Annotated in this window: 19 protein-coding genes; 8 read left to right on the top strand and 11 right to left on the bottom strand. The window is 67.6% G+C overall.

What is annotated here, in order from left to right; translation table 11 throughout:
* Positions 1–8: 8 nt before the first annotated feature.
* Positions 9–725 (bottom strand): gamma-glutamyl-gamma-aminobutyrate hydrolase family protein, encoded by a 717-nt coding sequence (locus tag ABFD52_07620; protein ID MEN6560626.1) that lies wholly within the window; start codon positions 723–725, stop codon positions 9–11.
* A 342-nt stretch (positions 726–1,067) separates the two neighbouring features.
* On the opposite strand from ABFD52_07620, the gene ABFD52_07615 reads away from it, so the two are divergent.
* The 3 genes from ABFD52_07615 to ABFD52_07605 all read left to right on the top strand — a co-directional run bounded on the left by ABFD52_07615 (position 1,068) and on the right by ABFD52_07605 (position 2,439).
* Positions 1,068–1,463, top strand: coding sequence for an ACT domain-containing protein (locus tag ABFD52_07615; GenBank protein ID MEN6560625.1), 396 nt, complete (start codon positions 1,068–1,070; stop codon positions 1,461–1,463).
* Positions 1,464–1,542: 79 nt separating this feature from the next.
* Complete coding sequence (locus ABFD52_07610) at positions 1,543–1,932, top strand: biopolymer transporter ExbD (protein MEN6560624.1); 390 nt, start codon at positions 1,543–1,545, stop codon at positions 1,930–1,932.
* A 27-nt stretch (positions 1,933–1,959) separates the two neighbouring features.
* A complete protein-coding gene (locus ABFD52_07605) occupies positions 1,960–2,439 on the top strand; it encodes a hypothetical protein (protein ID MEN6560623.1) in 480 nt (159 codons plus the stop codon).
* Positions 2,440–2,774: 335 nt separating this feature from the next.
* On the opposite strand, the gene ABFD52_07600 is transcribed toward ABFD52_07605, so the two are convergent.
* The 7 genes from ABFD52_07600 to ABFD52_07570 are packed head-to-tail and all read right to left on the bottom strand — an operon-like array spanning position 2,775 to position 11,790.
* Complete coding sequence (locus tag ABFD52_07600) at positions 2,775–3,929, bottom strand: acyl-CoA dehydrogenase family protein (protein ID MEN6560622.1); 1,155 nt, start codon at positions 3,927–3,929, stop codon at positions 2,775–2,777.
* A gap of 56 nt (positions 3,930–3,985) precedes the next feature.
* Entirely contained in the window at positions 3,986–6,478 is a 2,493-nt protein-coding gene (locus ABFD52_07595; protein MEN6560621.1) for a TIGR03960 family B12-binding radical SAM protein, read from the bottom strand.
* The gene (gene rodA / locus ABFD52_07590) at positions 6,471–7,568 is read right to left on the bottom strand and encodes a rod shape-determining protein RodA (protein ID MEN6560620.1); all 1,098 of its coding nucleotides are present in this window, start codon (positions 7,566–7,568) and stop codon (positions 6,471–6,473) included. Before rodA ends, ABFD52_07595 begins: the two co-directional genes overlap by 8 nt.
* On the bottom strand, positions 7,565–9,382 hold the full coding sequence (gene mrdA, locus ABFD52_07585) for a penicillin-binding protein 2 (GenBank protein ID MEN6560619.1): 1,818 nt from the start codon (positions 9,380–9,382) through the stop codon (positions 7,565–7,567). Before mrdA ends, rodA begins: the two co-directional genes overlap by 4 nt.
* A complete protein-coding gene (gene mreD, locus ABFD52_07580; protein MEN6560618.1) occupies positions 9,382–9,888 on the bottom strand; it encodes a rod shape-determining protein MreD in 507 nt (168 codons plus the stop codon). The genes mrdA and mreD overlap by 1 nt, the downstream gene beginning before the upstream one ends.
* Positions 9,885–10,715 carry a rod shape-determining protein MreC gene (mreC, locus tag ABFD52_07575; GenBank protein MEN6560617.1) on the bottom strand — a complete coding sequence of 277 codons (831 nt, stop codon included), beginning with the start codon at positions 10,713–10,715 and terminating at the stop codon, positions 9,885–9,887. Before mreC ends, mreD begins: the two co-directional genes overlap by 4 nt.
* 43 nt (positions 10,716–10,758) lie before the next feature.
* Positions 10,759–11,790, bottom strand: a complete 1,032-nt coding sequence (locus ABFD52_07570; GenBank protein MEN6560616.1) for a rod shape-determining protein — start codon at positions 11,788–11,790, stop codon at positions 10,759–10,761.
* 166 nt (positions 11,791–11,956) lie between these two features.
* On the opposite strand from ABFD52_07570, the gene ABFD52_07565 reads away from it, so the two are divergent.
* From ABFD52_07565 to fmt, 3 genes are all read left to right on the top strand, one after another.
* Positions 11,957–14,002 (top strand): oligopeptide transporter, OPT family, encoded by a 2,046-nt coding sequence (locus ABFD52_07565; protein ID MEN6560615.1) that lies wholly within the window; start codon positions 11,957–11,959, stop codon positions 14,000–14,002.
* 340 nt (positions 14,003–14,342) lie between these two features.
* On the top strand, positions 14,343–14,858 hold the full coding sequence (def, locus tag ABFD52_07560; protein ID MEN6560614.1) for a peptide deformylase: 516 nt from the start codon (positions 14,343–14,345) through the stop codon (positions 14,856–14,858).
* Entirely contained in the window at positions 14,855–15,805 is a 951-nt protein-coding gene (fmt, locus tag ABFD52_07555) for a methionyl-tRNA formyltransferase (GenBank protein ID MEN6560613.1), read from the top strand. The genes def and fmt overlap by 4 nt, the downstream gene beginning before the upstream one ends.
* A 15-nt stretch (positions 15,806–15,820) precedes the next feature.
* On the opposite strand, the gene ABFD52_07550 is transcribed toward fmt, so the two are convergent.
* The 3 genes from ABFD52_07550 to ABFD52_07540 all read right to left on the bottom strand — a co-directional run bounded on the left by ABFD52_07550 (position 15,821) and on the right by ABFD52_07540 (position 20,141).
* A complete protein-coding gene (locus ABFD52_07550) occupies positions 15,821–16,744 on the bottom strand; it encodes a M23 family metallopeptidase (GenBank protein MEN6560612.1) in 924 nt (307 codons plus the stop codon).
* 98 nt (positions 16,745–16,842) lie between these two features.
* Entirely contained in the window at positions 16,843–17,604 is a 762-nt protein-coding gene (locus ABFD52_07545; GenBank protein MEN6560611.1) for an SDR family NAD(P)-dependent oxidoreductase, read from the bottom strand.
* The gene (locus ABFD52_07540; GenBank protein MEN6560610.1) at positions 17,601–20,141 is read right to left on the bottom strand and encodes a bifunctional aconitate hydratase 2/2-methylisocitrate dehydratase; all 2,541 of its coding nucleotides are present in this window, start codon (positions 20,139–20,141) and stop codon (positions 17,601–17,603) included. Before ABFD52_07540 ends, ABFD52_07545 begins: the two co-directional genes overlap by 4 nt.
* A gap of 243 nt (positions 20,142–20,384) precedes the next feature.
* Here ABFD52_07540 and ABFD52_07535 point away from each other — a divergent pair, with 243 nt between their 5' ends.
* Positions 20,385–21,584, top strand: coding sequence for an isocitrate/isopropylmalate family dehydrogenase (locus ABFD52_07535; protein MEN6560609.1), 1,200 nt, complete (start codon positions 20,385–20,387; stop codon positions 21,582–21,584).
* Positions 21,585–21,615: 31 nt separating this feature from the next.
* Entirely contained in the window at positions 21,616–22,548 is a 933-nt protein-coding gene (gene mdh / locus ABFD52_07530) for a malate dehydrogenase (GenBank protein ID MEN6560608.1), read from the top strand.
* Positions 22,549–22,617: the final 69 nt, after the last annotated feature.

Raw genomic sequence — 22,617 nt, 5'->3', positions numbered from 1 at the left:
AAGCCGAATCAACACTTTCCCGCGCCGGGACCGCCCGAGGAGAGAAAGGCCGGGACGATCCTGCGGATGAGGCCGGAGTCGCGCGGCGTCTCGGACAGGGCCGTCAGGAGCGCTTCGCGCCCCTTGAAACCCCGGGCGGCGAGGTCGCGGAAGAAGCGAAGCCCCTCGGGAATGTCGATCTCCGGGTGGCATTGCAGCCCCCAGACGGGCCGGCCCTGGACGTGGAAGGCCTCGACGGCGCAGCTGTCGGTCGAGGCCAGGATGTCGAAGCCCGGCGGCAGGTCGCAGGCCTCGTCGAAATGGCTCGAGAACGTGAAGGGGGCAGTCCCGGCGGGGCCGAGCAGGTCGCTCGTCCTGTCCAGCCTGATGGCGATCCAGCCGATCTCCGGCCTCGCGGCCCTGCGGACGCAGGCCTCCCCCGCCAGGGCGAAGGCCAGGAGCTGGTGGCCCCAGCAGCTGCCGAGGACCGCGGTCCCGAGGGAGACGGCTTCGCGGACCATCGCCGCCTCCGCCTCGGCCCAGGGATCGCGTTCGACGATGGAAGCCTCCGAGCCCGTCAGGATCATGTGGCTGAAGGCTCCCGGCTCCGGCAGACGCCCCTCGCGGGCCGTGAAGGCCTCCCAGGGCGCGTCCAGATTCCGGCTCCAGTGCTCGACAGGCCGGTAGACCGCGGGATCGATGGAGTTATCAACGATGGCCACCGACACGCCGGTTTTTCGGGTCATGTCCCGTCCTCCTCCCCAGGCGCCGCCTGGCGGACGCCCGCCCCCGCATTATGCAGGTTCTTCTCCCGATTCCGGGAGGATCCCTCTCTTCGGCTTTGCTCAGGGCATTACCTCTAGCTCCCCGGCTCCCCTGGGAACCAGTTCGCACGGTTCCCCCCCGCTTCGCGGGTCCCCCCCGCTCCAGCAACGGGGATCTTCGAGGCAACGCCCATCGCCGCCGCGAGAGGCAATCCCGGAGACAGGAGAAGGATCATTGTACCGGGGACGGCGAAAAACGCAAGCCCGATTTGTCGCGTCCGGGCCGAATCTGGTATAATGCCCCTCAATCACAGGAGAACCGCCGTGACACAACTGAGCGAGGAAACAGAACTGACGGTCACTGCCCCGGACGAGCCCGGCATTTTCGGGCGCGTGCTGGGGACGCTGGCCAACGCGGGGGTCAACGTCAAGGCCTTCTACGTCTACTCCGAGGGCGAAGCGGGCCATTTCCACCTGGTCACCTCGGACGCCAAGAAGGCGGAAACGTCCCTGCGGACCCTCGGCTACAAGGTCAAATCGAAGAAGGTCGTCACGGTCCTGGTCACCGACCGGATCGGCGCCGGCGCCGAGATCGGGGCTCTCCTGGGCAACGCCGTCGTCGACATCCGCTACGCTTACGGCTCGTCCTCCGGGGAGGGCAAGACCCTGCTCGTTTTCCACACCAGCAACAACCGCAAGGCGGTCGACACATTGAAATGATCCGCCCGGGAAATACCGTTGACAAGACCCGGCGGTTATCCTAGAATAATGGGCTGAGAGTTGTATCAAGGAGGCCATTATGGCAAAAGCCGAGCCTAACGTCGTTCCCCTGTGCGACGTCCTTCTCGTTCTTCTCATCATCTTCATGGTCATCACGCCCCTCGTTCAGAAAGGCATCGATGTCAAGCTGCCCGAGACCTCCGATTCCTCGAGCGGCGGCGGCCAGCCGACCGGCCTCATCGTCGTGACCCTGCAGGACAAGGATGTCGTCGAGATCAACCAGATCAAGTACGAGCTCCGCGGCTTGCTCGAAGAGCTCCGGCGCCTCTACAGCACGCGCCAGGACAAGACCGTGTTCATCCGCGCCCTGGCCAAGCTGCCCTTCGCCAAGGTCATGGAAGTCATCGACATCGCCCGCGGCGCCGGGATCGAGACCATCGCCCTGATCCCCGAATACATCGAGAACTAAGGGGGGCCGACTCCCCGCGGCGCTGCCGTGAGCAAGCCGTTCATAGTCCTAATCGCCGTGATCATCCTGGGGAGCGTCCCGCTCCCCTCTTCCGTTTTCGGCCAGGAGATCGTCGGCCCCGCCGGCCGGGAGGCCATCCTCGAGCGTTGCCCCGCCTGGCAGGACGTCGTCGCCGCCTATCAGCCCGATCCCGAAGCCCTCGACAAGCTTCGCGGCCTGGCCCGCGAGGTCCGGGTCGAGGTCTATTTCGGGAGCTGGTGCCCGGACAGCAAGGACCACGTCAGCGCCTTCTTCAAAGTGCTCGACCTGGCCGATACGCCCCTGCTACAGGCCGTCTATGTCGGCGTGCCCGAAGCCGGGGACAAGCGTGCGCCGTATGTCCGGGAGCGGAAGATCGAGAAGCTGCCGACGTTCGTCGTCCTCGTCGACGGCCGGGAGGCCGGCCGGATCGTCGAGGCCCCCAATAAGTCCGTCGAAGCGGACCTCGTCAAGATCCTCGGTCTCTGAGCAGCCTGCATCCACGGCTCTTTATCCCGCTTGCTGGCATCCCTCTCGCGGCTGCGATGGGTATTGCTTCGAAGATCCCCGTCCTTGGAGGGGGGACCGGCAGGGAGCGGAGTCTCCGAAGCGACCATCAGCGCCGCACCGGAGCGGCTCGAAGGGGCGGGGCCGGGGAATTTCTGAAGAAAGCGCTTGCCTAAGATATTTATCGGAATCCCGGCCTCGAGTGCTCAGCCGTGATTCTGAGGTCCGCTCCCAAGAGTCCGCTCCCCGCCGGCCGGGGAGCCAGAGGCAATACCCTGAGCTAAGCCGGAGAGAGGGGACTGCCCAACACGCGGTCTTCAGCGGCTGCGGATCGGCCCGATGACTTCCCGGGAGATGACCAGCCGCTGGATCTCGTTGGTTCCCTCGTAGATCTGGAGCAGCTTGGCGTCCCGGACGAGCTTCTCGACCGGATAATCCTTCATGTAGCCGTAGCCGCCGAAGATCTGCAGGGCCTCCAGGGCGTTGCGCATGGCCGCGTCCGAGCCCAGGCACTTGGCCATGGCCGATTCCTTCCCGTTGGGCTTGCCCTTGTCCATCAGCCAGGCCGCCCGCCAGACGGCCAGCCGGGCCGCCTCGACGTCCATGGCCATCTGGGCCAGCTTGAAGGCCGTGGTCTGAAACGTGGCGATGGGCTTGCCGAACTGGACCCGTGTTTTCGCGTACTCGACCGCGTGCTCGAGCGCCGCGCGGGCGATGCCCACGCCGGCCGCCCCGACGGCCGACCGGGTCTTATCGAAGGTCCGCATGGCGGCTATGAAGCCGAGGCCTTCCCGGCCGATGAGGTTGGCGGCCGGGACGCGCACGTCCTCGAAGAACAGCTCCGTGGTGTTCGAGGCCCGGTGGCCGAACTTGTCCTCGACCTTGCCGACGGTGATCCCCGGCGTGTCGCGGGGCACGGCGAAGACGCTCAGGCCGCGGGGCCCCTTCTCCGGGGCCGAGTTGGCGAAAACCATGTAGAGGCTGGCCACGCCGCCGTTGGTGATGAAGCACTTGGAGCCGTTTATGACGAAAACGCCGCCGTCCTTGCGGGCCGTAGTCTTGACGGCCGAGGTATCCGAGCCCGCTTCCCGCTCCGTCAGGCAGTACGAAGCGAAGGCCATGCCCTTTAGGAACGGCGCGAACAGCCGCTTCTTCTGCTCGTCCGTGCCGAAGAGCAGCAGCGGCGTGAAGGCCAGCGAATTGGCCATCATCGTCGTGTACATCCCGGCGCAGCCCCAGGCCAGCTCCTCGCTGACGATGGCCGTGTCGAGGTCGCCCAGGCCGACGCCGCCGTACTCGGCCGGCACGGTGCAGGTCAGGAAGCCGACCTCGAAGGCCTTGCGCATGACGTCCTCGGGAAAGTCGTGGCCCTGGTCATAGCGGGCCGCCTTCGGCCGCATCTCGGATGCGGCGAACTCGTGGGCCATGTCCCTGAGGGCGATCTGGTCTTCCGTCAGTTCGAAATCGATCACGGTTGATTCTCCCCTGGGAAATTCATGCCGAATCGTATCGGATTCGGAGGGATGTGTCAATTTTTCAGGGCGATCTCGTCCCGCCGGATCAGGAAGGCGGGCTCGGCGGCGCCGAAGATCCCGGCGACGATGTCCTGGATCCGGCCCCCCTTGCCCGGGTCGGGAGGCAGGGTGAAGACGATCCGGCGTCCCGCGAACCGGACCTCCGGGGCGGGCGCCCCGCCGGGGGCTCCCGCCAGCCGGCTCAACGCCTGCCTTATCTCCCGGGCGCTCCGGCGCGGGCCCAGGCCTTCGCCGGCCCGGTCGAGCGAATAGACCAGCCGCTCCGTCGCCTTGTGGAGAGACGGGGCTCCGGCCGCGACCTCTTCCAGCCCCGAGAAGCGTAGGCCCGGCGGAACGCTGCGGTTGATCCTGGCCAGGAAATCCGCGGGGTCGAGGCGGCGCTCCGTCCGGAACTCCAGGACCTCTTTCAGGGCTTCCATGCCGAGCGGCAGGGCCGGCCCGTAGGAGAAGTCCATCTTCGGGTGGAAGCCCTGGGTCTTGCGGACCTCCAGCCCGGCCCGCCGGAAGCTCCTCTGGATGATGTGGATGAGGTCGATATGGGACAGGAAGCGGGCCTTGCCGCGCTTCGCATAGAAGGCCCGGTAGCGGAGGGTCGTCCCCGCCGGTTCCCCCGCCGGCCCTGCGGCCGGCGGCACGGGCCTGATCCGGGCCGGCCGCGAGGGCGCCTTCCAGGCCCGCTCGTCGCAGCCGCGGCACTCGCCGCAGGAACGCTCCAGGCAATCGGGCGTGCGCTCGGCCCGGAGCGCGGCCTCGAGCTCGGCGGCCAGCCGGCTCTTCCTGATCCTCGTGTCGATATGGTCCCAGGGCAGGACGGCTTCCCGGGGCAGCGGCAGGAGGTAGTCCCGGGGATCGATCCCGGCCGCGGCGAAGGCGTCCTGCCAGGCCCGAAGATCGAGCTTGTCGTCCCAGCCGTCGAAGCGCGCGCCGCGCCGCCAGGCGTCGACGAGGACCGGGCCGAGCCGGCGGTCGCCCCGGGAGAAGACGGCCTCGAGGACGGACGTGTTCAGGGGATGGGTCTTGACCTCGACCGTGCGGAAGCGGCGGAGCTCCCGCCGCACGAGATCCTGCTTGGCCGCGAGCCGGGCCTCGTCCTCCATGCCCAGCCACTGGAAAGGCGTGTGCGGCTTGGGGATGAACGAGGACACGCTGACGTGGACGCGCGGCGTCGATCCCAGGATGGACCGGCCGAGGTCGAGGACGTCGCGGACCAGGTCGACGATCCCGGCCACGTCCTCGTCGGTCTCGGTCGGCAGCCCGACCATGAAGTAGAGCTTGACCAGCTGCCAGCCGCCTTCGAAGGCGAAGGTCAGGGCGTCGCGGATCTCGGCGGCGTCGAGCTTCTTGTTGATGACGGCCCGCAGGCGCTCGGTGCCGGCCTCGGGGACCAGGGTGAAGCCGGTCTTGCGGACCTTGAGGATATTCGCCACCAGCTCGCGCGACAGCCGCCCCGGCCGGAGGGACGACAGCGAGAGCGAGATCTTCTCCCGGGCCAGGTCGTCCATGAGCGCCCCGACCACCGCCTCGAGCTGGGGATGGTCGCCGACCGAAAGGGCGGACAGGGACAGGTCCTCGTAGCCCGTCTGGCGCAGGCTGGCGAGCGCCGTCCGGCAGATGACGCCCGGGTCCTTGGGACGGTGCGGGAAGTAGAGCGTCGAAGCCTGGCAGAAGCGGCAGCTCTGCGGGCAGCCCCGGGCCGCCTCGATGGCCACCCGGTCGAAGACGACCCGCAGGCCGGGCACCACGATCTTCTCCGGGAACGGCGACCGGGCGAAATCCCGGGCCAGGCGCTTGCGGACCGCCGCCGGGGCGCCGGCCCCGGGCCGGGGCACGGCCAGCCGAGAACCCTCAGCCGCCTCGGCCCGGTAGAGGGATGGGACGTAGGCGCCCGCGATCCGGGCCAGCTCGCGCAGGCGCTCCCGGCGCGGCAGGTTCCGCCGCTTCATGTCCGCGGCGGCCCCGACGATCTCGGGGAAGCCCTCTTCGCCGTCGCCGATGAAGATGAGGTCGAAGAGGTCCGCGACCGGCTCGGGATTGAAGGCGGCCGGCCCGCCGGCGATGACCAGCGGGTCGCCCTCTCCCCTCTCCGCGGCGGTCAGGGGGATGCCGCCGAGGTCGAGGATGGTCAGGACGTTGGAATAGTTGAGCTCGTAGAGCAGCGAGAAGCCGACGATGTCGAAGTCGCGCAGGGGAAGGCCGTTCTCCAGGCTGGCCAGAGGCAGCCCGGCCCCCCGCAGCTCCCGCTCGAGGTCCGGCCACGGCGCGAAGACCCGCTCGGCCAGGACGTCCCGGTCCTTGTTGAGCCGGGCGTACAGGATCTTCTGGCCGAGATAGGACATGCCGATCTCGTAGACGTCGGGGAAGGCCAGGACGATCTTGGTCCGGACCCGGGCCGGGTTCTTGCGGATCTCGTTCCATTCGCCGCCGACATAGCGGCCCGGCTTCTCGACCCGGGCCAGGACGCCCCCCAGGGGGGCCCGGTCAGACATTGGCGAACCGCCTCATCCGGACGTTCAGGACCAGCCCGACGGCGACATAGCTCGTCAGGAGCGACGATCCGCCGTAGCTCAGGAACGGCAGGGTGATCCCGACGACCGGGAAGAGCCCGACGATCATGAGGACGTTGACCAGGAATTGGAAGGCGATGAGGAGCGAGGCCGTGAAGACGATGTAGACCCCGGCCCGGTCGCGGGCCTTGGGCACGGCCAGGAACATCCGGGCCAGCATGGCGAAATAGAGGGCCATGACGGCCAGGACGCCGATGAAGCCCGTCTCCTCGCCGATGACGGAGAAGATGAAGTCCGTGTGCCGGGCCGGCAGGAACCGGAGCCGGCTCTGCGTGCCCCGGGTGAAGCCCTTGCCGGCCAGGCCGCCGGAGCCGATGGCGATCTTCGACTGGTTGACCTGGTAGCCCGAGCCGCGCGGGTCGCCGGCCGGGTTGATCAGGGTCGTGACCCGCTTCTTCTGGTAGTCCTTGAGGCCGAGGTTCCAGCCGCCGATGCCCAGGGCCAGGGCGGCGACGACCAGCAGGATGATCGTCTTGCGCTTCAGCCCGGCCAGGATGAACGATCCGCCGATGATGGCCAGGAAGGTCATGGCCGTGCCCAGGTCGGGCTGGGCGACGATGAGCAGGAGGGGCACGCCGGCGACGAGGAGCGCCCCGAGGGTGTGGTGCGTCGTCAGATACGGGCTCTTGTATTCGGCGAAGATCCGGGCGAAGACAAGGATCATGACGATCTTGGCCAGCTCCGAGGGCTGGAGCTGCATCAGCCCGAAGGTCAGCCAGCTCCGGGTGCCGGCCACCAGCCGGGCGAACACCAGCATCGCGGCCAGGAGCAGGATGACGAGCCCGTAGAAATAGCCGGAGAGCGCGACGAAGAACTTGTAGTCGACGGCCAGGACGAGGAAGAGGGCCAGGAGCGAGATGCCGATCCAGATGAGCTGGCGCACGGAGTAGGCGCCCGGCAGGAAATGGGACGAGCTGTAGATGAAGGCGGCGCCGATGAGCGACTGGGCGAGGACGAGCGCCAGGAGCACCCAGTCGATTTCGCGGACGAGCCGCCGGTCGATCATGATCATTGCCCGGCCGCCTCATGCTTGAAGACGTCGAAGATCCGGCCAGCTACCGGAGCGGCCGTCGCCCCGCCGCCGCCGCCGAACTCGACCAGGACGGTCACCACGATCTTCGGGTTGACCCGGGGAGCGAAGCCGGAGAACCAGGAATGGGTCTTGACTGGGTGGCCGGCCCGGGCCAGCCGCTCGGCGTTCTCGCGGCTCATTGTCTGGGTCGAGCCCGTCTTGCCGCAGACGTCGAAATCGGCGACGCGGGCCCCCTGGCCCGTGCCGCCGTCGTTGACCGACTTCCACATGCCGGCGATGACGGCCTCGTAGGTCGCCGGGGAGAACGCCGGCGGATCGCCGGGCCCGGGCGGCGCGGGCTCCCCCTCGGCGGGCCCGGGCGGGCCGGTTTCGACGAGCCGGGGCCGGACCGGCCTGCCCCGGCCGGCGATCCGGGCCGTCATGGCGGCGACCTGCATCGGCGTCACCTGGAGCTGGCCCTGGCCGATGGCCACGGAGATGGTCTCCCCGGGATACCAGGGTGCGTTGAGGGCCTTCTTCTTCCAGTCGCTGCTCGGGACGAGGCCATCCTTTTCGCCGGGCAGGTCCAGGCCCGTCCGGCGGCCAAGGCCGAGGCGGCCGGCGGCCTGGGCGATCTGGTCGATGCTCATGCGCCGGCCGAGCGAATAGAAGTAGATGTTGCACGAATTCTTGATCGCGTCGGCCAGATCCATGGAGCCGTGCCCGGGCGCGAACCAGCAGTGGCGCACCGTCCCGTAGATCTCGGCCGAGCCCGAGCAGTAGACCGTCGTGTCCGGGGTGACGAAGCCGAGGCCGAGCCCGCCCAGGCCCATGACCAGCTTGAAGATCGATCCCGGCGCATAGAGGCCGCGGATCGACCGGTTCTCCAGCGGCGAGAGCGGGTCGCTCTGGAGCGCCAGCCACTCCTGCGGGGTGAACCGGGTGATGAACTTGTTCGGGTCGAAGGTCGGGGAGCTGGCCAGGGCCAGGACGTTCCCCGTATCGGCCGCGAGGGCGACGATGACGCCTTCGCGGCCCTCGAGCGCCCGCTCGGCCTCGGCCTGGAGCCGGCGGTCGATGGTCAGCCTGAGGTCGTGCCCCTGGATCGGGTAGACGCGGCCGCCTTCCTCGATCACCCGGCCGAGGCTGTCCACGATCTCGTAGATGGAGCCGTCCTGGCCCTTCAGGACGTCGTCGTATGCCCGCTCGACGCCGCTCTTGCCGACCATCTGCCCCGGCCGGTACTTCCGGTCCGGGCGGGCCCGGATCTCGTCGACCGTGGGCTCCTGGAGGTAGCCCAGGACGTGGGCGGCCAGAGTCCCGCCGGGGTAGGTCCGCCGCGGCTCGGCCTCGACGACGAGCTCGGGGAACTCGAGCCGCCGGCTCTCGACGGGCGCGACGTCGTTGGGGCCCAGGCGGTCGGCGATGACGATCGGCTCCCACAGCGGCAGGTCGCGGTGCATGTCGATGCGGGCCCGCAGGGTCGCCTCGTCGATCCCCAGCAGGCGGCTGATCCCGGGGTAAGCCGCGGCCTCGTCCTTGACGTTCTCGCGAACGAAGGCGATGTCGAACGAGGCCACGTTGTCGGCCAGGATATCGCCGTTCCGGTCGCGGATGAGGCCCCGCGGCGCGGCCAGCACCCGCATCCGGCTCCGGTTGGCCTCGGCCATCTGCTCGTATTTCCGGTGATCCAGGATCTGGAGCTTCCAGTAATAGGACAGGGCGAAGAAGGTCAGGCCGGCCACGATCCAGAAGACCGTCCGGGACCGGCGGACGACGAGCGAGAGGTCCTCGTAGATGTGATCCTGCGACATCAGGCGCCTCGGGAGCTCCGGGTCCGCGCCTGCCGGCGATCGAGGGCAAGCAGGCCGCTCACGAGGACCGCGGTGATGACGGGCTGCAGGGCGACGAGCCCGCCCTCGAGGTTCACCGATCTCAGCCGGACGACGGCCGTGAGGAGCACCCACAGGGCCATCTCGAGAAAGGACAGGGCGAAGGTGAACAGGATGTTGCGGCCGAACGAGGCGACGTCGATCCTCCGGGAGATGAATCCGGCCCAGAAGCCGAGCAGGGTCTTGGTCAGGCCGGCGACGCCGAAGACGCCGAGGGAGAAGGCGTCCTGGACCAGGCCGGCCATCGTCCCCAGCACGGCGCCGAAGATCTCGCCGCGGCGGACGGCGAAGTACAGGACGACGACGGAGAAGGCGTTGAAGACGACGAGCAGGGCCGGCGCCCCGGCGCCGGCCACGGAGTAGACGAACACGGCCAGGGCCGTGGCCAGGACGGCCCTCAGGATGTCCTTGACCGCGGTCTCCCTCATCCCCCGCCTCCCGGGCGCCTGGTCAGGACCGCGACGATGTCGATCGTGTCGAAGCGGAAGTACGGCGCGACGACGATGCGGCGGAAGATCGGCGAAGCCACGTCCGGGTCCACCGACTGGATGACCCCGACGGGGAGGCCGGCCGGGTAGATCTTGTCGAAGCCCGTCGTCCGGACCTCCTCCCCCTTCGCGTCCGCGCCGCCGACGCTGGCCAGGACATAGCGTAGATCGCAGAGGGCGGCGGCCCGCCCCGTCACCGACCCGGTCAGGCCGGTGACGACCGACTTGACGCTGACGCTGCTGTCCTTGTCGGTGATCAGCTGGACCATGGCCTCCCTGAAGCCGATCGGCGGGATGGTCCGGCCGACCAGGGCCCCGGTCCGGTCGCAGACGGCCATGTCGCGGCCGACGCCGTCGAGGCTGCCCTTGTTGATGACGATGGACTGGTGGGGGTTGACGCTGTCGACCCCGATGACCCGGGCCGTGACGATCGAGCCCTCGAAATCCGCCAGGCTCTCCCGGACCTGGGCCTCGGACCCGGCCAGCTTCAGGCGGTCCTCGAGGAAGCGGAGGTCCTGGGACAGGAAGAAGTTCTTCAGCTTGAGGGCCTTGTTCTCGGCCCGGACCCGGCGCAGGTCGAAGTAATTCCGCCAGAGCGAGCCGAGGCCGCGGACCGCGCCGGTCGCGGCCTGCTGGACGGGGGCGAACAGGAAGAAGACGCCCCTCTCGAAGTACGATTTCTCGGCCCCCCGAGGCACCTGGATGGAGACGAGCAGGACATGGAAGGCCGTCAATCCCAGCAGGACCAGCGCGCCTCGACGTTTCACCCCAAGGGGCATGGAACCTCTCGCACAGCCGCGGCCTGGTCCCTCAGATCAGCGAGATCTTTTTCAGGAGCTCGAGATCGTCGAGCATCTTGCCCGCGCCCAGGACGACGGTCGTCAGCGGGTCGTCGGTGATGAAGACGGGCAGCTGCGTCTCCTCGCGGATCCGCTTGTCCAGGTTCTTGAGCAGGGCGCCGCCGCCGGTCAGGATGATGCCCCGGTCGATGATGTCGGCCGACAGCTCCGGCGGCGTCCGCTCCAGGGCGATGCGGATGGCGTTGACGATCGCGGCCACGGTCTCCTCGATCGCCTCGCGGATCTCCTGGTCGTCGACGACGATGGTCCGGGGGATGCCCTCGCGGAGGTCGCGGCCCTTGATCTCCATCGTCATCGGCTCGTCGAGCGGGTAGGCCGACCCGATCTGCATCTTGACGATCTCGGCCGTCCGCTCGCCGATGAGGAGGTTGTACTTCTTCTTGAGGTAATGGATGATGGCGTCGTCCATCTCGTTGCCGGCGATGCGGATGCTGTGGTTGAAGACGATGCCGTCGAGGGAGATGACGGCGATGTCGGTCGTGCCGCCGCCGATGTCGACGATCATGTTGCCGGTCGGCTCGGAGATCGGCAGGTCGGCGCCGATGGCGGCCGACATGGGCTGCTCGATGAGATAAACCTCCGAGGCCTTGGCCCGCATGGCCACGTCCTTGACGGCCCGCCGCTCGACCTGGGTGATGCCGGTCGGGATGCCGATGACGATCCGCGGACGGAGAAGGAAGCCGCGGTTGTTCATGGCCTTCTTGATGAAGTAGTCGAGCATCTTCTCGGCGATCTCGAAGTCGGCGATGACGCCGTCGCGCATGGGCTTGATGGCCACGACGCTCGTCGGGGTCTTGCCGAGCATCTCCTTGGCCCGCGACCCCACGGCCTCGACCTTGCCCGTGCCCTTGTTGACTACGACGATCGAGGGCTCCTGGACGATGATGCCCTTGCCCTTGAGGAAGACCAGGGTGTTGGCCGTGCCCAGGTCGATGGCCAGGTCGCAAAAGAGCCTGTCTTTCAACCAGCTGATAACGCTCATGTTCGGCTTCTCTCCGTCCCGCCTTTTGTAGCACATTTCCCCGGCCGAAGCAAATACGGCCCCCGGAAGGCGTTTCCCGGCTTGACTTTGGGGCCGATTTTCCATTAAGAAGGTACAGGGTTCGCGCGCGGCGCGCGGCCCGCCACCTTCCGAAAGGAGTCCGCCCTTGAGTTATCAGCCCTATGTCCCCGAAAAAACGGACCAGAAGGAGTTCACCCTCCGGGCCGTCCTGATCGGCCTCGTCCTGACCGTCATCCTCGGCGCGGCCAACGCCTACCTTGGCCTCCGGGCGGGCATGACCATCGCGGCCACCTACCCGGCCGCCGTCATCGGCATGGCCGTCCTGCGGATCATGAAGGGATCGATCCTCGAGGAGAACATCGCCCGGACGATCGGCTCCATCGGCGAATCGATCGCCGCCGGGGCCATCTTCACCATCCCGGCCTTCGTCATCTCCGGGGCCTGGGCCAATTTCAACACCCTCGACGCCTACATCAAGTCGACGCTCCTGATGTTCGTCGGCGGCCTGCTCGGCATCCTCTTCGTCACCTTCCTGCGCCGGGTCATGGTCACCGATCCCGACCTCGTCTTCCCCGAGTCCGTCGCCGCGGCCGAGATCCACAAGGCCGGCCAGAAGGGCAGCCAGGGCTCGAAGCACCTCTTCCAGGCCATGGGCCTGGGCGCGCTCATCTACTCCCTGGGCGTCATCCAGATCTTCTCGGCCAGCAAGGACTTCATCCTCAAGGTCGGCAGGATCGGCTCGAGCTTCGTCCGCCTGGGCGCCGCCAAGGACTCGCCGACGCTCGGCACCGGCGGGACCGTGGCCGTCTCCGGGCCGGGCATCTTCCCCGCCTACATCGGCGTCGGCTACATCATCGGCCCGCGCCTGGCCGCCCTCAACTTCGCCGGCGGCCTCCTGGCCTGGGGCCTGTTCGCCCCGCTGCTGATGTACTTCCTCGGCCCGCAGCTCATCCCGATGTTCTACGGGCCCGGCGCGGCCGCGGCCGACATCGGCTGGGTCGACCTGGTCACCAACGTCTGGAAGTTCATCATCCGGCCGATCGCCGTCGGCGGCATGCTCGTCGGCGCCGGCTACACCCTCTACAAGATGCGCAAGAACCTGGCCGCCGGCCTCAAGCGCTCGATCGGCGACGTCAAGAAGGCCGCTGGCCAGGGCGAGGTAGTCTCCCGGATCGAGAAGGACCTGAACCCGAAGGTCGTCATGACCCTCATGGCCCTGGCCTTCGTCCTCATGGTCTTCGTCTACCAGGCCTTCTCCAAGTCGTTCGGCTCGGCCCTGTTGGCCGCGGTGGTCATGGCCATAGCCGGATTCTTCTTCGCCGCCGTCTCCGGCAACCTGGTCGGGACGATCGGCTCGTCCAACAACCCCATCTCGGGGCTGACCCTGTCGACCCTGATCATCGCCGCCCTGCTGATGGTCCTCGTCGGGGCCACCGGGACGGAGGGCGTCGCCGCCGTCCTCGGCGTCGCCGCCGTCGTCTGCGTCTCTTCGGCCGTCGCCGGCGAGATGCTCCAGGACCTCAAGGTCGGGCACATCCTGGGCGGCACGCCCTACAAGATGCAGATCGGCAACATCTTCGGGATCCTCGTCGCCGCCCTGGTCATGTACTTCCCGCTGATGCTCCTCAACGGCGCGTTCACCTTCGGCAGCAAGGACCTGCCCGCGCCCCAGGCCGGCCTGATGGCCGCGCTGGCCAAGGGCATCGTCGGCGGCGAGATGGCCTGGCCCCTCGTCATCGTCGGCATGCTCATGGGCTTCGCCTTCATCCTGGTCCAGGTCAAGTCGCCCATGCTCGTCGCGGTCGGCATGTACCTGCCGCTCGAGACGACGTTCGCCATCTTCGTCGGCGGCATGATCAAGGGCCTGGTCGACAAGGCCATGGCCAAGCGGAATTTCAACGCCGCGCAGACGGCCCGGACGACCAACGTCGGCATCCTGCTCGCGGCCGGTCTTATCGCCGGAGAGGGCCTGATGGGCCTGGTCCGCGCGGCCTGGAAGTTCTTCTTCCTGCAGAACATAATCCACGTCGACATCCCGACGGTGTTCAAGGGCGGCAAATATTTCGGCGCCGTCGACCTCTACGTCGGCGGCCTGGCCGTCCTGGCGCTGATCGCCCTCTACCTCATCCGTATCCCGCTCAAGAACGCCGGAGCCGCCGACGAACCGGCGCCTCCCTCCGCCGTCATCTGAGCTCTCCAGGGGGACATGTGCCTCAGGCACATGTCCCCTTTCTTTATCGCAGAGCGGACCAGGCCCTCCCAGAGCGGACCAGGCCTCGCAGAACGGCAAGCCTTCCGTTTTGCGAAGACCTGGTCCGTTCCGTCACGCGAAGACCCGGTCCACCCTTCTTCGAAGGTACTGTTGCCGCGAGGCCATATCCATGTCCTCCGGTAACCGTCCTCTATCTCAGGGATCTCGGTTACATTTTGTTTGATCCAACAAGCTCCCGTTCGGCTGCATATAAGCTGAGTCAAGGCGCGGCTTTGCAGAGAAGGCCGGTTTTCGGTTAAAATAGGCCTGGAAAACGAAGATGGCCCTGCGCGAGATCCTGATCATCGGCGATCCGATCCTGACCCGGAAGTCGGAGCCTGTCTCCGCGGTCACCGAGGAGCTTGTCCGCCTGGCCCGGGACATGGTCGAGACCCTGCATGCCGCTCCGGGCGTCGGCCTGGCCGCGCCCCAGGTCGGGGTCAGCAAGCGGCTCATCGTCGTCGACGTCTCCGTGGGCGAGGACAAGAACGCCCTCCATATCCTTCTCAATCCCGAGATCATCGAGAAGGAGGGCGAGGTCCTGGGCGAGGAAGGCTGCCTTTCGATCCCCGACATCAAGGAGAAAGTCGCCCGCCCCTACCGGATCGTGGCCCGCGGGCTCGACCTGGCAGGGAAAACGGTCGAGGTCGAGGGCGAGGACCTTCTGGCCCGCGCCCTTTGCCATGAGATCGACCATCTCGACGGCATCCTGTTCGTCGACAAGCTCTCGGCCCTGAAGCGGACGCTGATCAGGAAGAAGCTCAAGAAGAGCGCGGCCTCCGCCATGACCCCATGAGGATCGTTTTCTTCGGAAGCCCCGCCTCGGCCCTTCCCTCCCTCGAGGCGCTTCTTTCGGCCGGCCACACCGTCGCCCTGGCCGTCACCCAGCCCGATAAGCCCGCCGGCCGGGGCCTCCGGCCGGCGCCTTCGGCGGTCAAATCGTTCGCCCTGGAGCGGGGCATCCCGACGATCGAACCGGCCCGCATCCGGTCGGACGCGGCGGCCCTGGAGCGCATCCAAGCGGCCGCCCCGGAGGTCAATGTCGTCGTCGCCTACGGCCAGATCATCCCCCGGGCCATCCACTATTTCCCCCGCTACCACTCGATCAACGTCCATTTCTCGCTCCTGCCCCGGTACCGCGGCGCGGCGCCCGTCCAATGGGCCGTCCTAAACGGCGATGCCGGATCCGGCGTGACCATCATCGAGCTCAACGACCGGATGGACGAGGGCGACATCCTGGCCCGTGAGACGGCGGCCGTGGGGCCGCGCGAGACCGCCGCGGGCCTGGAAGCCCGGCTGGCCGTCCTGGGCGCGAGCCTTCTTCTCTCCACCCTCGACCGGATCGACCGGGTCGAGCGCGCCCCCCAGGACCATGCCCTGGCCACCCTGGCCCCGAAATTCCGCAAGGAGGACGGCCGCATCGCCTGGGCGGACACGGCCGCGGCCGTCGACCGGAGGGTCCGGGCCCTGACCGGCCGGCCGGGCGTCTTCACCTTTTTCGGGATGAGGCGGCTGGGCATCGTCAGCGGCCGGCCGGCCGGATCCCCGGACCGTCAGCCGGCTGAAGCCGGGGCCGCGCCCGGGACCGTCCTGGCGGCGGGCAAGGCCGGCCTCGAGGTCGCCTGCGGCGCGGGGACGGCCTATCTCGTCGAGGAGTTGCGGCCCGAGGGCAAGAACGTCATGTCCGCCTATGCCTTTTCCCTGGGGGCACGAATCGCTCCAGGAGCCAGATTAGGGGATTAAGGCGAGAACGGGCAGCTATTCTTCGAGCAGGAAGTTCCGGGGGTCGATCCGCTTGCCGTCCTTCCAGACCTCATAATGGACGTGCGGACCGGCCGCCTTGCCGGTCTGGCCAACGTAGCCGATGACATCCCGCCTCTTGACCTTCTGGCCGGGCTTGACGGCGAAGCCGCTCATGTGGCCGTAAACGGTCGAGTAGCCGCTGCTGTGGCTGATCGTGACGTTCTTGCCCAGGTAGCGGTCCGTCTCGACCTTGATGACTATGCCTTCGGCCGTGGCCATGATGGGGTTGCCCATGTTCGTGGAGATATCAAGCCCCCAATGCATGGCCCAGGCGCCCGTGAACGGGTCGTTCCGGTGGCCGAACACCGAGCTGATCCAGCCCGCGACCGGCATGATCGAAGGGGTCGAGGCCAGGCGGAGGTTGTTGCTCTCGAAGTAATTGACCAGGCTGCTCAGGTTGCTTTCGATGCTCTGGGCCTTCCGGTTCAGGTTCTGGATGGTCCCCGGGTTTATGGCCTGGGGGGCGTTCATTGCCGGGACCTGGTTCGGCCCGCCGGCCGGCTCCGGATCGTCCGTCTCGGGGCCGCCGCCCCCGACGCCGGCCGGAGCGGTCAGGACATCGGGCGACTTCAGTCCGGCCATGACGTTGAGCTTCTTGGTATAGCTTTCGAGGCTGGAGATCTTGGCCTGGAGCTCGGTGATGGACTTTTCATAGCCGGCGATGGCCGTTCTTTGTTCGGCCGTCTCCGCCTTGAGGGCCTTGTACCGGCCCCTGATGAAGCTCATCCTGGTGTAGTCCACGACCATGGCCAGGAGGGCCACGGCCATGACGACGCCGCCGATCCCCATGAATTTCAGCCTTTTACGGGAAAAGCACAGCGTTCTGGTGCTGGTCTTGGTGTGCGGGACGATGATGACCGACAGATGCTTGTTGGGCATTTGACCCGCTTTAATTACCATATCCGCCTGAAAAGTGTCAATACTTAAAAAGGGGGATATAATTTCCCCCCGGTTTGGCTAGCCCGGCGGCCGCTCCCCTATCCGCCGCACAGGACCGCCCCTCCGTTGACGTCCAGGACCTCCCCGGTGACGTGCCGGGCCAGGTCGGAGGCTAGGAACAGGATGGGGCCGGCCACGTCCTCAGGCGGCGGGATGCGCTTCAGGGGGATGGACTGGCTGACCTTCTCCCGGAAGCCCGGCTGGCTGAAGGACCCGGCGCTCATGTCGGTATCGGTCCAGCCCGGGGCCACGGCGTTGACCCGGATGCCCCAGGGGGCCAGTTCCACGGCCAGGGACCTGGTCAGGGAATGGAGGGCGCCCTTGCTGGCGGCATAATGAGAGTGGAGGGCCTCCCCCCGCACCCCGGCCGTCGAAGACACGCTGACGATCCAGCCCCGGCCATGCTCCTTCATGGCCGGGACCACAGCATTTATGGCGTAGAAGACGCCGTCCAGATTGACGCCGATCGTCTCGTGGTAGACGGCCTCCGCCATCTTGCCCATCTCCAAGTAGGTCCAGATCCCGGCGTTGTTGACCAGTGTGTCGAGCTCGCCCCACTTGGCCAGGATGTCGGCGACCATGCGGTCGATGTCCGCTTTAGAGGACATTTCCGCCTTGTAAGCCAGGGCCCGGCGGCCGAGCTTCTCGACCTCCAGGCAGACCTGGTCGGCAGCCTCCCGGTTGCTGACGTAGCTGATGGCCACGTCGGCCCCAGCTCGGGCGAACAGGACCGCCGTGGCCCGGCCGATGCCGCGCGAGCCACCGGTTATCAGGGCCCTGCGCCCGTCGAGGCGGATCATCGGACGTATCCCAGGCTGAAGTCGCCCATCTTGTGGAACTCGAGGTAGCGGTAGATCTCGGCGGCCCTGGGCAGTACCTTCTCCTTCATGACGGCCATGTATTCTCCGACCTCGGGGACGCGGCCCAGGAGGGCCGTCAGGGCGGCCAGCTCCGACGAGCCCAGGTAGACCCTGGTGTTGTCGCCGAGCCGGTGGTCGAAGTTCCGGGTCGAGGTGGAGAACACGGTCGTGCCGGCGGCCACGCGGGCCTGGTTGCCCATGCACAGGGAGCAGCCGGGCATCTCGGTCCGCGCGCCGAAGCCGATGAAGGCGGCGTAATAGCCCTCGCGCATGAGCTGGGCCGCGTCCATCTTGGTCGGGGGCGTGATCCAGACCTTGGCCTTGGGGGCGCACTTGTCGAGGATGCTGGCGGCCGCCCGGAACTGGCCGATGTTGGTCATGCACGAGCCGATGAAGACCTCCTGGACGGGGTCCCCGGCGACGGCCGAAAGGGGTCGAACGTCGTCGGGATCGTTCGGACAGGCCACGAGCGGCTCGGTGATCTGGCCCAGGTCGATCTCGAGCACGGCCTTGTATTCGGCGCGGGCGTCGCGCTTGAGGAGAGCGGGCTTGGCCAGCCAGGCCCGGCAGGCGTCGATGCGGCGGCGCAGCGTCTCGGCGTCCTGGTAGCCTTCCTTGATCATCTCCTCCATCAGGGCGGCGTTGCTCTTGAGGAACTCGGCGACCCGCTCTTCCTTTAGGGAAATGACGCAGGCGGCGGCCGAGCGCTCGGCCGAGGCGTCGGTCAGCTCGTAGGCCTGGTCGCCGCTCAGGTCCTCCAGGCCCTCGATCTCGAGGACGCAGCCGTTGAAGACGTTCTTCTTGTTCTTCTTCTCGACCGTCAGGAGTCCCTTCTTGACGGCGAAGTACGGGATCGAATTGACGACGTCCCGCAGGGTCAGCCCGGGGTTGAGCCGGCCCGTGAACTTGACCAGGACGGACTCGGGCATGTCCAGCGGCATGAAGCCCAGGGCGCCGGCGAAGGCCACCAGGCCCGAGCCGGCCGGGAACGAGACGCCGATGGGGAACCGGGTGTGCGAGTCGCCGCCCGTGCCGACCGTATCGGGCAGGACGAGGCGGTTGAGCCAGGAATGGATGACCCCGTCGCCCGGCTTCAGGGCCACGCCCTTGCGGGCGATCATGAAGCCCGGCAGGGTTTTGTGGACCTTGACGTCGGCCGGCTTGGGATAGGCGGCCGTATGGCAGAACGACTGCATGAACAGGTCGGCCTGGAACTCGAGGCAGGCCAGCTCCTTGAGCTCGTCGGCGGTCATCGGCCCGGTCGTGTCCTGGGAGCCGACCGTGGTCATGTGCGGCTCGCAGGCGGTGCCGGGCAGGACGCCGGCGACGCCGCAGGCCCGGCCGACGATCTTCTGGGCCAGGGTGTAGCCCTGGTCCGGCTTGGGCGCGGGGTTCTCGACCGTGGTGATGAAGTCCGGCTCGCCGAGACCGAGGGCCTTGCGGGCCTTGGCCGTCAGCTGTCGGCCGATGATGAGCGTCAGGCGGCCGCCGGCCCGGAACTCGTCCTTGAGCGTCGCCGGCCTGACGGCCAGCCTGGAGATCTCCGCGCCGTCCGGGCCGAGGATGACGCCGGCCCGGAAGTCCAGGGTGATCATGTCGCCCGTCTTCATCTTCGTCACGTCGGCCATGAGGGGCAGGCCGCCGGAGTCCTCGGTCGTGTTGAAGAAGATCGGGGCGATGAGGCCGCCGATGACGACGCCGGCCCGCCTCTTGTTCGGCACGCAGGGGATGTCCTCGCCTATGTGCCACATCAGGGAGTTGCAGGCCGACTTGCGGCTCGAGCCTGTGCCGACGACGTCGCCGACGAAGGCGACGCGATGGCCCTCGTCGCGGAACTTCTTCATGGTCTCGTTGCCGCCCGGGAAGCGCTTCCGGCCCATGGACTGGGCGTGGAGGGGGATGTCCGGGCGGGTCGGGGCGTCCCCGGCCGGCGAGAAGTCGTCCGTGTTGATCTCGCCGTCGACCTTGAAGACCTTGAGGACAAGCAGGTCGGGGAAGGCGGGCCGCGACAGGAACCACTCCCCGGCCGCCCAGGATTCGAGGACGGCCCTGGCGTGAGGGTTCTTCGCCGACATCATGACGATGGTGTCGAATTGGCCGTAGACGAGGACGATCTTCTTCAAAGCCCCGGCCGCGGCGGCGGCCAGGTCCGGATCGGACAGGCCCTCCACCAGCGGCTCGACGTTATACCCGCCGAGCATCGTGCCGAGGATGGCCACCGCGTCCTGCCGGGTCACGGCCGGCGACTTGATCGTTCCCCTGGCCACGGCGGCCAGCCATTCGGCCTTGACCTTGGCCGCGGCGTCCACGCCCGGCGGCACCCGGTCCTCGAGCAGGCCGCGGAGCTCCGCGCCCGCGTCCCGGCCGGCCGTTTCCAGGCCCTGGCAGGCTTCCGCTACCTCGGCCGGAGTCAGGGCCAGCGGCGGCAGCCCCGCCCGGGCCCGGTCTTTTTCCATCTGGCGATAATCGTCGAGCATTGTTCTCTCCTCGCGTCCGATTTTGCGCGTCTAATTTATCGGTTTTCCGGCGCGCTTGTCAAAGCCCCCTGGCTCAAGGCGCTCTGATCCACTGAAGGCTGGGTTGATCATCGCCCGCTTGGCCTTGGCGTGCATCAAAAACGAGTGCCACCGGAAGAGGCCCGCGCGCGCTGGGGTGTTCCTGGAGGCGACGGCCCTTCAAGCTTGCATTACCGGCCGAAGACGGCTAGAATCTGGGCTCAAATGGACCACGCCGCGATCAAGAGGGCCAAGGAGCACTTCGGCCGGCTCCTCGAAGCCCAGGCGAAGCGGATGGAAGCGGTCAAGTCCGCCCCCGGCTGGATCGATTACAAGTCGCTATCCCCGCTCAAGATAGGCGTCCTGCCCGGCGACGGCATCGGGCCGTTCATCGCGGCCGAAGCCCGGCGCGTCCTCGAATTCCTGCTCCGGGAGGAGATCGCCTCCGGCCGGGTCGTCATCGCCGAGATCGGCGGCCTGACCATCGAGAACCGGGCCGCCCACGGCTGCGCCGTCCCCGCCGACGTCCTGGAGGAGATCAGGAAGTACCCGGTCACGCTCAAGGGCCCGACGACGACGCCGCGCAAGGGCGATCCCTGGCCGAACATCGAAAGCTCGAACGTGGCCCTGCGCAAGTCGCTGGACCTCTTCGCCAACGTCCGGCCCGTGCGCATCCCCCGGCAGGGCATTGACTGGAAGTTCTTCCGCGAGAACACCGAGGATCTCTACGCCCTCGGCTCCAACGGCCTCGACGTCGACGAGGACATCTCCATCGACTTCCGGCTCATCACCGGCCCGGGCGCCGAGCGCATCTGCCGACTGGCCTTCGAGGACGCGCGGCAGAACGGCCGCCGGCGCGTCACCTGCGTCACCAAGGCCAACGTCGTCAAGACGACCGACGGCCGGTTCCTCGAATGCTTCTACCGCGTGGCCAGGGATTACCCGGAGATCGACGCCGACGACTGGTACATCGACATCATGACGGCCAAGCTCGTCGACGAGAAGCGCCGCCGGGACTTCCAGGTCCTGGTCCTGCCCAACCTCTACGGCGACATCCTGACCGACGAAGCGGCCGAGTTCCAGGGCGGCGTGGGCACGGCCGGCAGCGCCAACATCGGCCAGCGCTACGCCATGTTCGAGGCCATCCACGGCTCGGCGCCCCGCATGGTCACCGAGGGTCGGGCCGCGTACGCCGATCCCAGCAGCATGATCCGGGCGGCGGCCATGCTCCTCGTCCATATCGGCCGCCCGCAGCTCGGCCGGGGCCTGGAGATGGCCCTGGACATCACCGGCCAGTACGAGAAGAAGCTGGTCGTCACCGGGCGCTCGAGCGGCGCCACCGGCGAGGACTTCACGAACTACGTCATGGACTGGGTCCGCGACCCCAAGCTCAAAGACGCCTGGGAGGCCTTCGTCAAGGGCTGATCCGGGCGGAACCTCATAAAGGAGTTGTTGCATGCGGAAGAAGATCGCCCTCATCGGCGGCGGGCAGATCGGCCAGATCCTGGCCATGCTCGCGGCCCAGAAGGAGCTCGGGGACATCGTCGTCCTCGACATCCCCGAGCTCGAGAACCCGGCCAAGGGGAAAGCCCTCGACCTCATGGAGATGGCCCCCCACGGCAACTACGACGCCCTGATCACCGGCACCTCCGACTACAAGGACATCGCCGGGGCCGACGTCGTCATCATCACGGCCGGCCGGCCCCGCCAGGCCGGCATGACCCGCGAGGACCTCCTGGCGGTCAACCTGGATATCATCACCAAGGTGGCCGCGGGGGTCAAGCAGTACGCCCCGAAGGCGTTCTGCATCATCGTCACCAATCCGCTCGACGCCATGGTCTACGCGTTCTCGAAGCTGACCGGCTTCCCCAAGAGCCAGGTCGTCGGCATGGCCGGGACGCTCGACACGGCCCGCTGGCGCGCCTTCATCGCCATGGAGCTAGGCGTGTCGGTCAGCGACGTCGCCGGCACGGTCCTCGGCGGCCACGGCCCGGACATGGTGCCCCTGCCCCGCCTGACCACGGTCGGCGGCGTGCCCCTGACCGAGATCGCCACCAAGGAGCAGATCGACAGGCTCGCCACCCGCACCCGCGAGGCCGGCACCGAGATCGTCAAGCTCTTCGGCAAGGGCTCGGCCTTCTTCAGCCCGGCCTGGAGCGCCATCGTCATCGCCGAGTCCTACCTCAAGGACAAGCGCCGCATCCTGCCCTGCGCGGCCCTGTGCGACGGCGAGTACGGCGTCAAGGGCCTGTTCATCGGCGTGCCCTGCCTGATCAGCGGCCGGGGCATGGAGAAGATCTACGAGATCAAGCTCAACGACGAAGAGACGGCCATGCTCCAGAAGACGATCGGCGTCGTCAAGAAGACGGTCGAGGAGACCAAGCTCTAAGACGTCCTAACGCGCGATTATGCGGCCGGAGGCGGGTCATCCGCCTCCGGCCTTTTTTTCGTTTCTCCC

Source organism: Acidobacteriota bacterium, assembly GCA_039683095.1.
Classification (GTDB): domain Bacteria; phylum Acidobacteriota; class Aminicenantia; order Aminicenantales; family Saccharicenantaceae; genus RBG-16-66-30.
The sequence above is the reverse complement of the archived record's forward strand: the minus strand, read 5'-3'. Positions and strand labels throughout refer to the sequence as shown.

Bases quoted from the DNA above. Each gene is read 5' to 3' on its own strand.
- ABFD52_07620 (MEN6560626.1), bottom strand. From the start codon at position 725: ATGACCCGAAAAACCGGCGTGTCGGTGGCCATCGTTGATAACTCCATC.
- ABFD52_07610 (MEN6560624.1), top strand. From the start codon at position 1,543: ATGGCAAAAGCCGAGCCTAACGTCGTTCCCCTGTGCGACGTCCTTCTC.
- ABFD52_07595 (MEN6560621.1), bottom strand. From the start codon at position 6,478: ATGTCTGACCGGGCCCCCCTGGGGGGCGTCCTGGCCCGGGTCGAGAAG.
- rodA (MEN6560620.1), bottom strand. From the start codon at position 7,568: ATGATCATGATCGACCGGCGGCTCGTCCGCGAAATCGACTGGGTGCTC.
- mrdA (MEN6560619.1), bottom strand. From the start codon at position 9,382: ATGTCGCAGGATCACATCTACGAGGACCTCTCGCTCGTCGTCCGCCGG.
- mreD (MEN6560618.1), bottom strand. From the start codon at position 9,888: ATGAGGGAGACCGCGGTCAAGGACATCCTGAGGGCCGTCCTGGCCACG.
- ABFD52_07570 (MEN6560616.1), bottom strand. From the start codon at position 11,790: ATGAGCGTTATCAGCTGGTTGAAAGACAGGCTCTTTTGCGACCTGGCC.
- def (MEN6560614.1), top strand. From the start codon at position 14,343: ATGGCCCTGCGCGAGATCCTGATCATCGGCGATCCGATCCTGACCCGG.
- fmt (MEN6560613.1), top strand. From the start codon at position 14,855: ATGAGGATCGTTTTCTTCGGAAGCCCCGCCTCGGCCCTTCCCTCCCTC.
- ABFD52_07550 (MEN6560612.1), bottom strand. From the start codon at position 16,744: ATGCCCAACAAGCATCTGTCGGTCATCATCGTCCCGCACACCAAGACC.
- ABFD52_07545 (MEN6560611.1), bottom strand. From the start codon at position 17,604: ATGATCCGCCTCGACGGGCGCAGGGCCCTGATAACCGGTGGCTCGCGC.
- ABFD52_07540 (MEN6560610.1), bottom strand. From the start codon at position 20,141: ATGCTCGACGATTATCGCCAGATGGAAAAAGACCGGGCCCGGGCGGGG.
- ABFD52_07535 (MEN6560609.1), top strand. From the start codon at position 20,385: ATGGACCACGCCGCGATCAAGAGGGCCAAGGAGCACTTCGGCCGGCTC.
- mdh (MEN6560608.1), top strand. From the start codon at position 21,616: ATGCGGAAGAAGATCGCCCTCATCGGCGGCGGGCAGATCGGCCAGATC.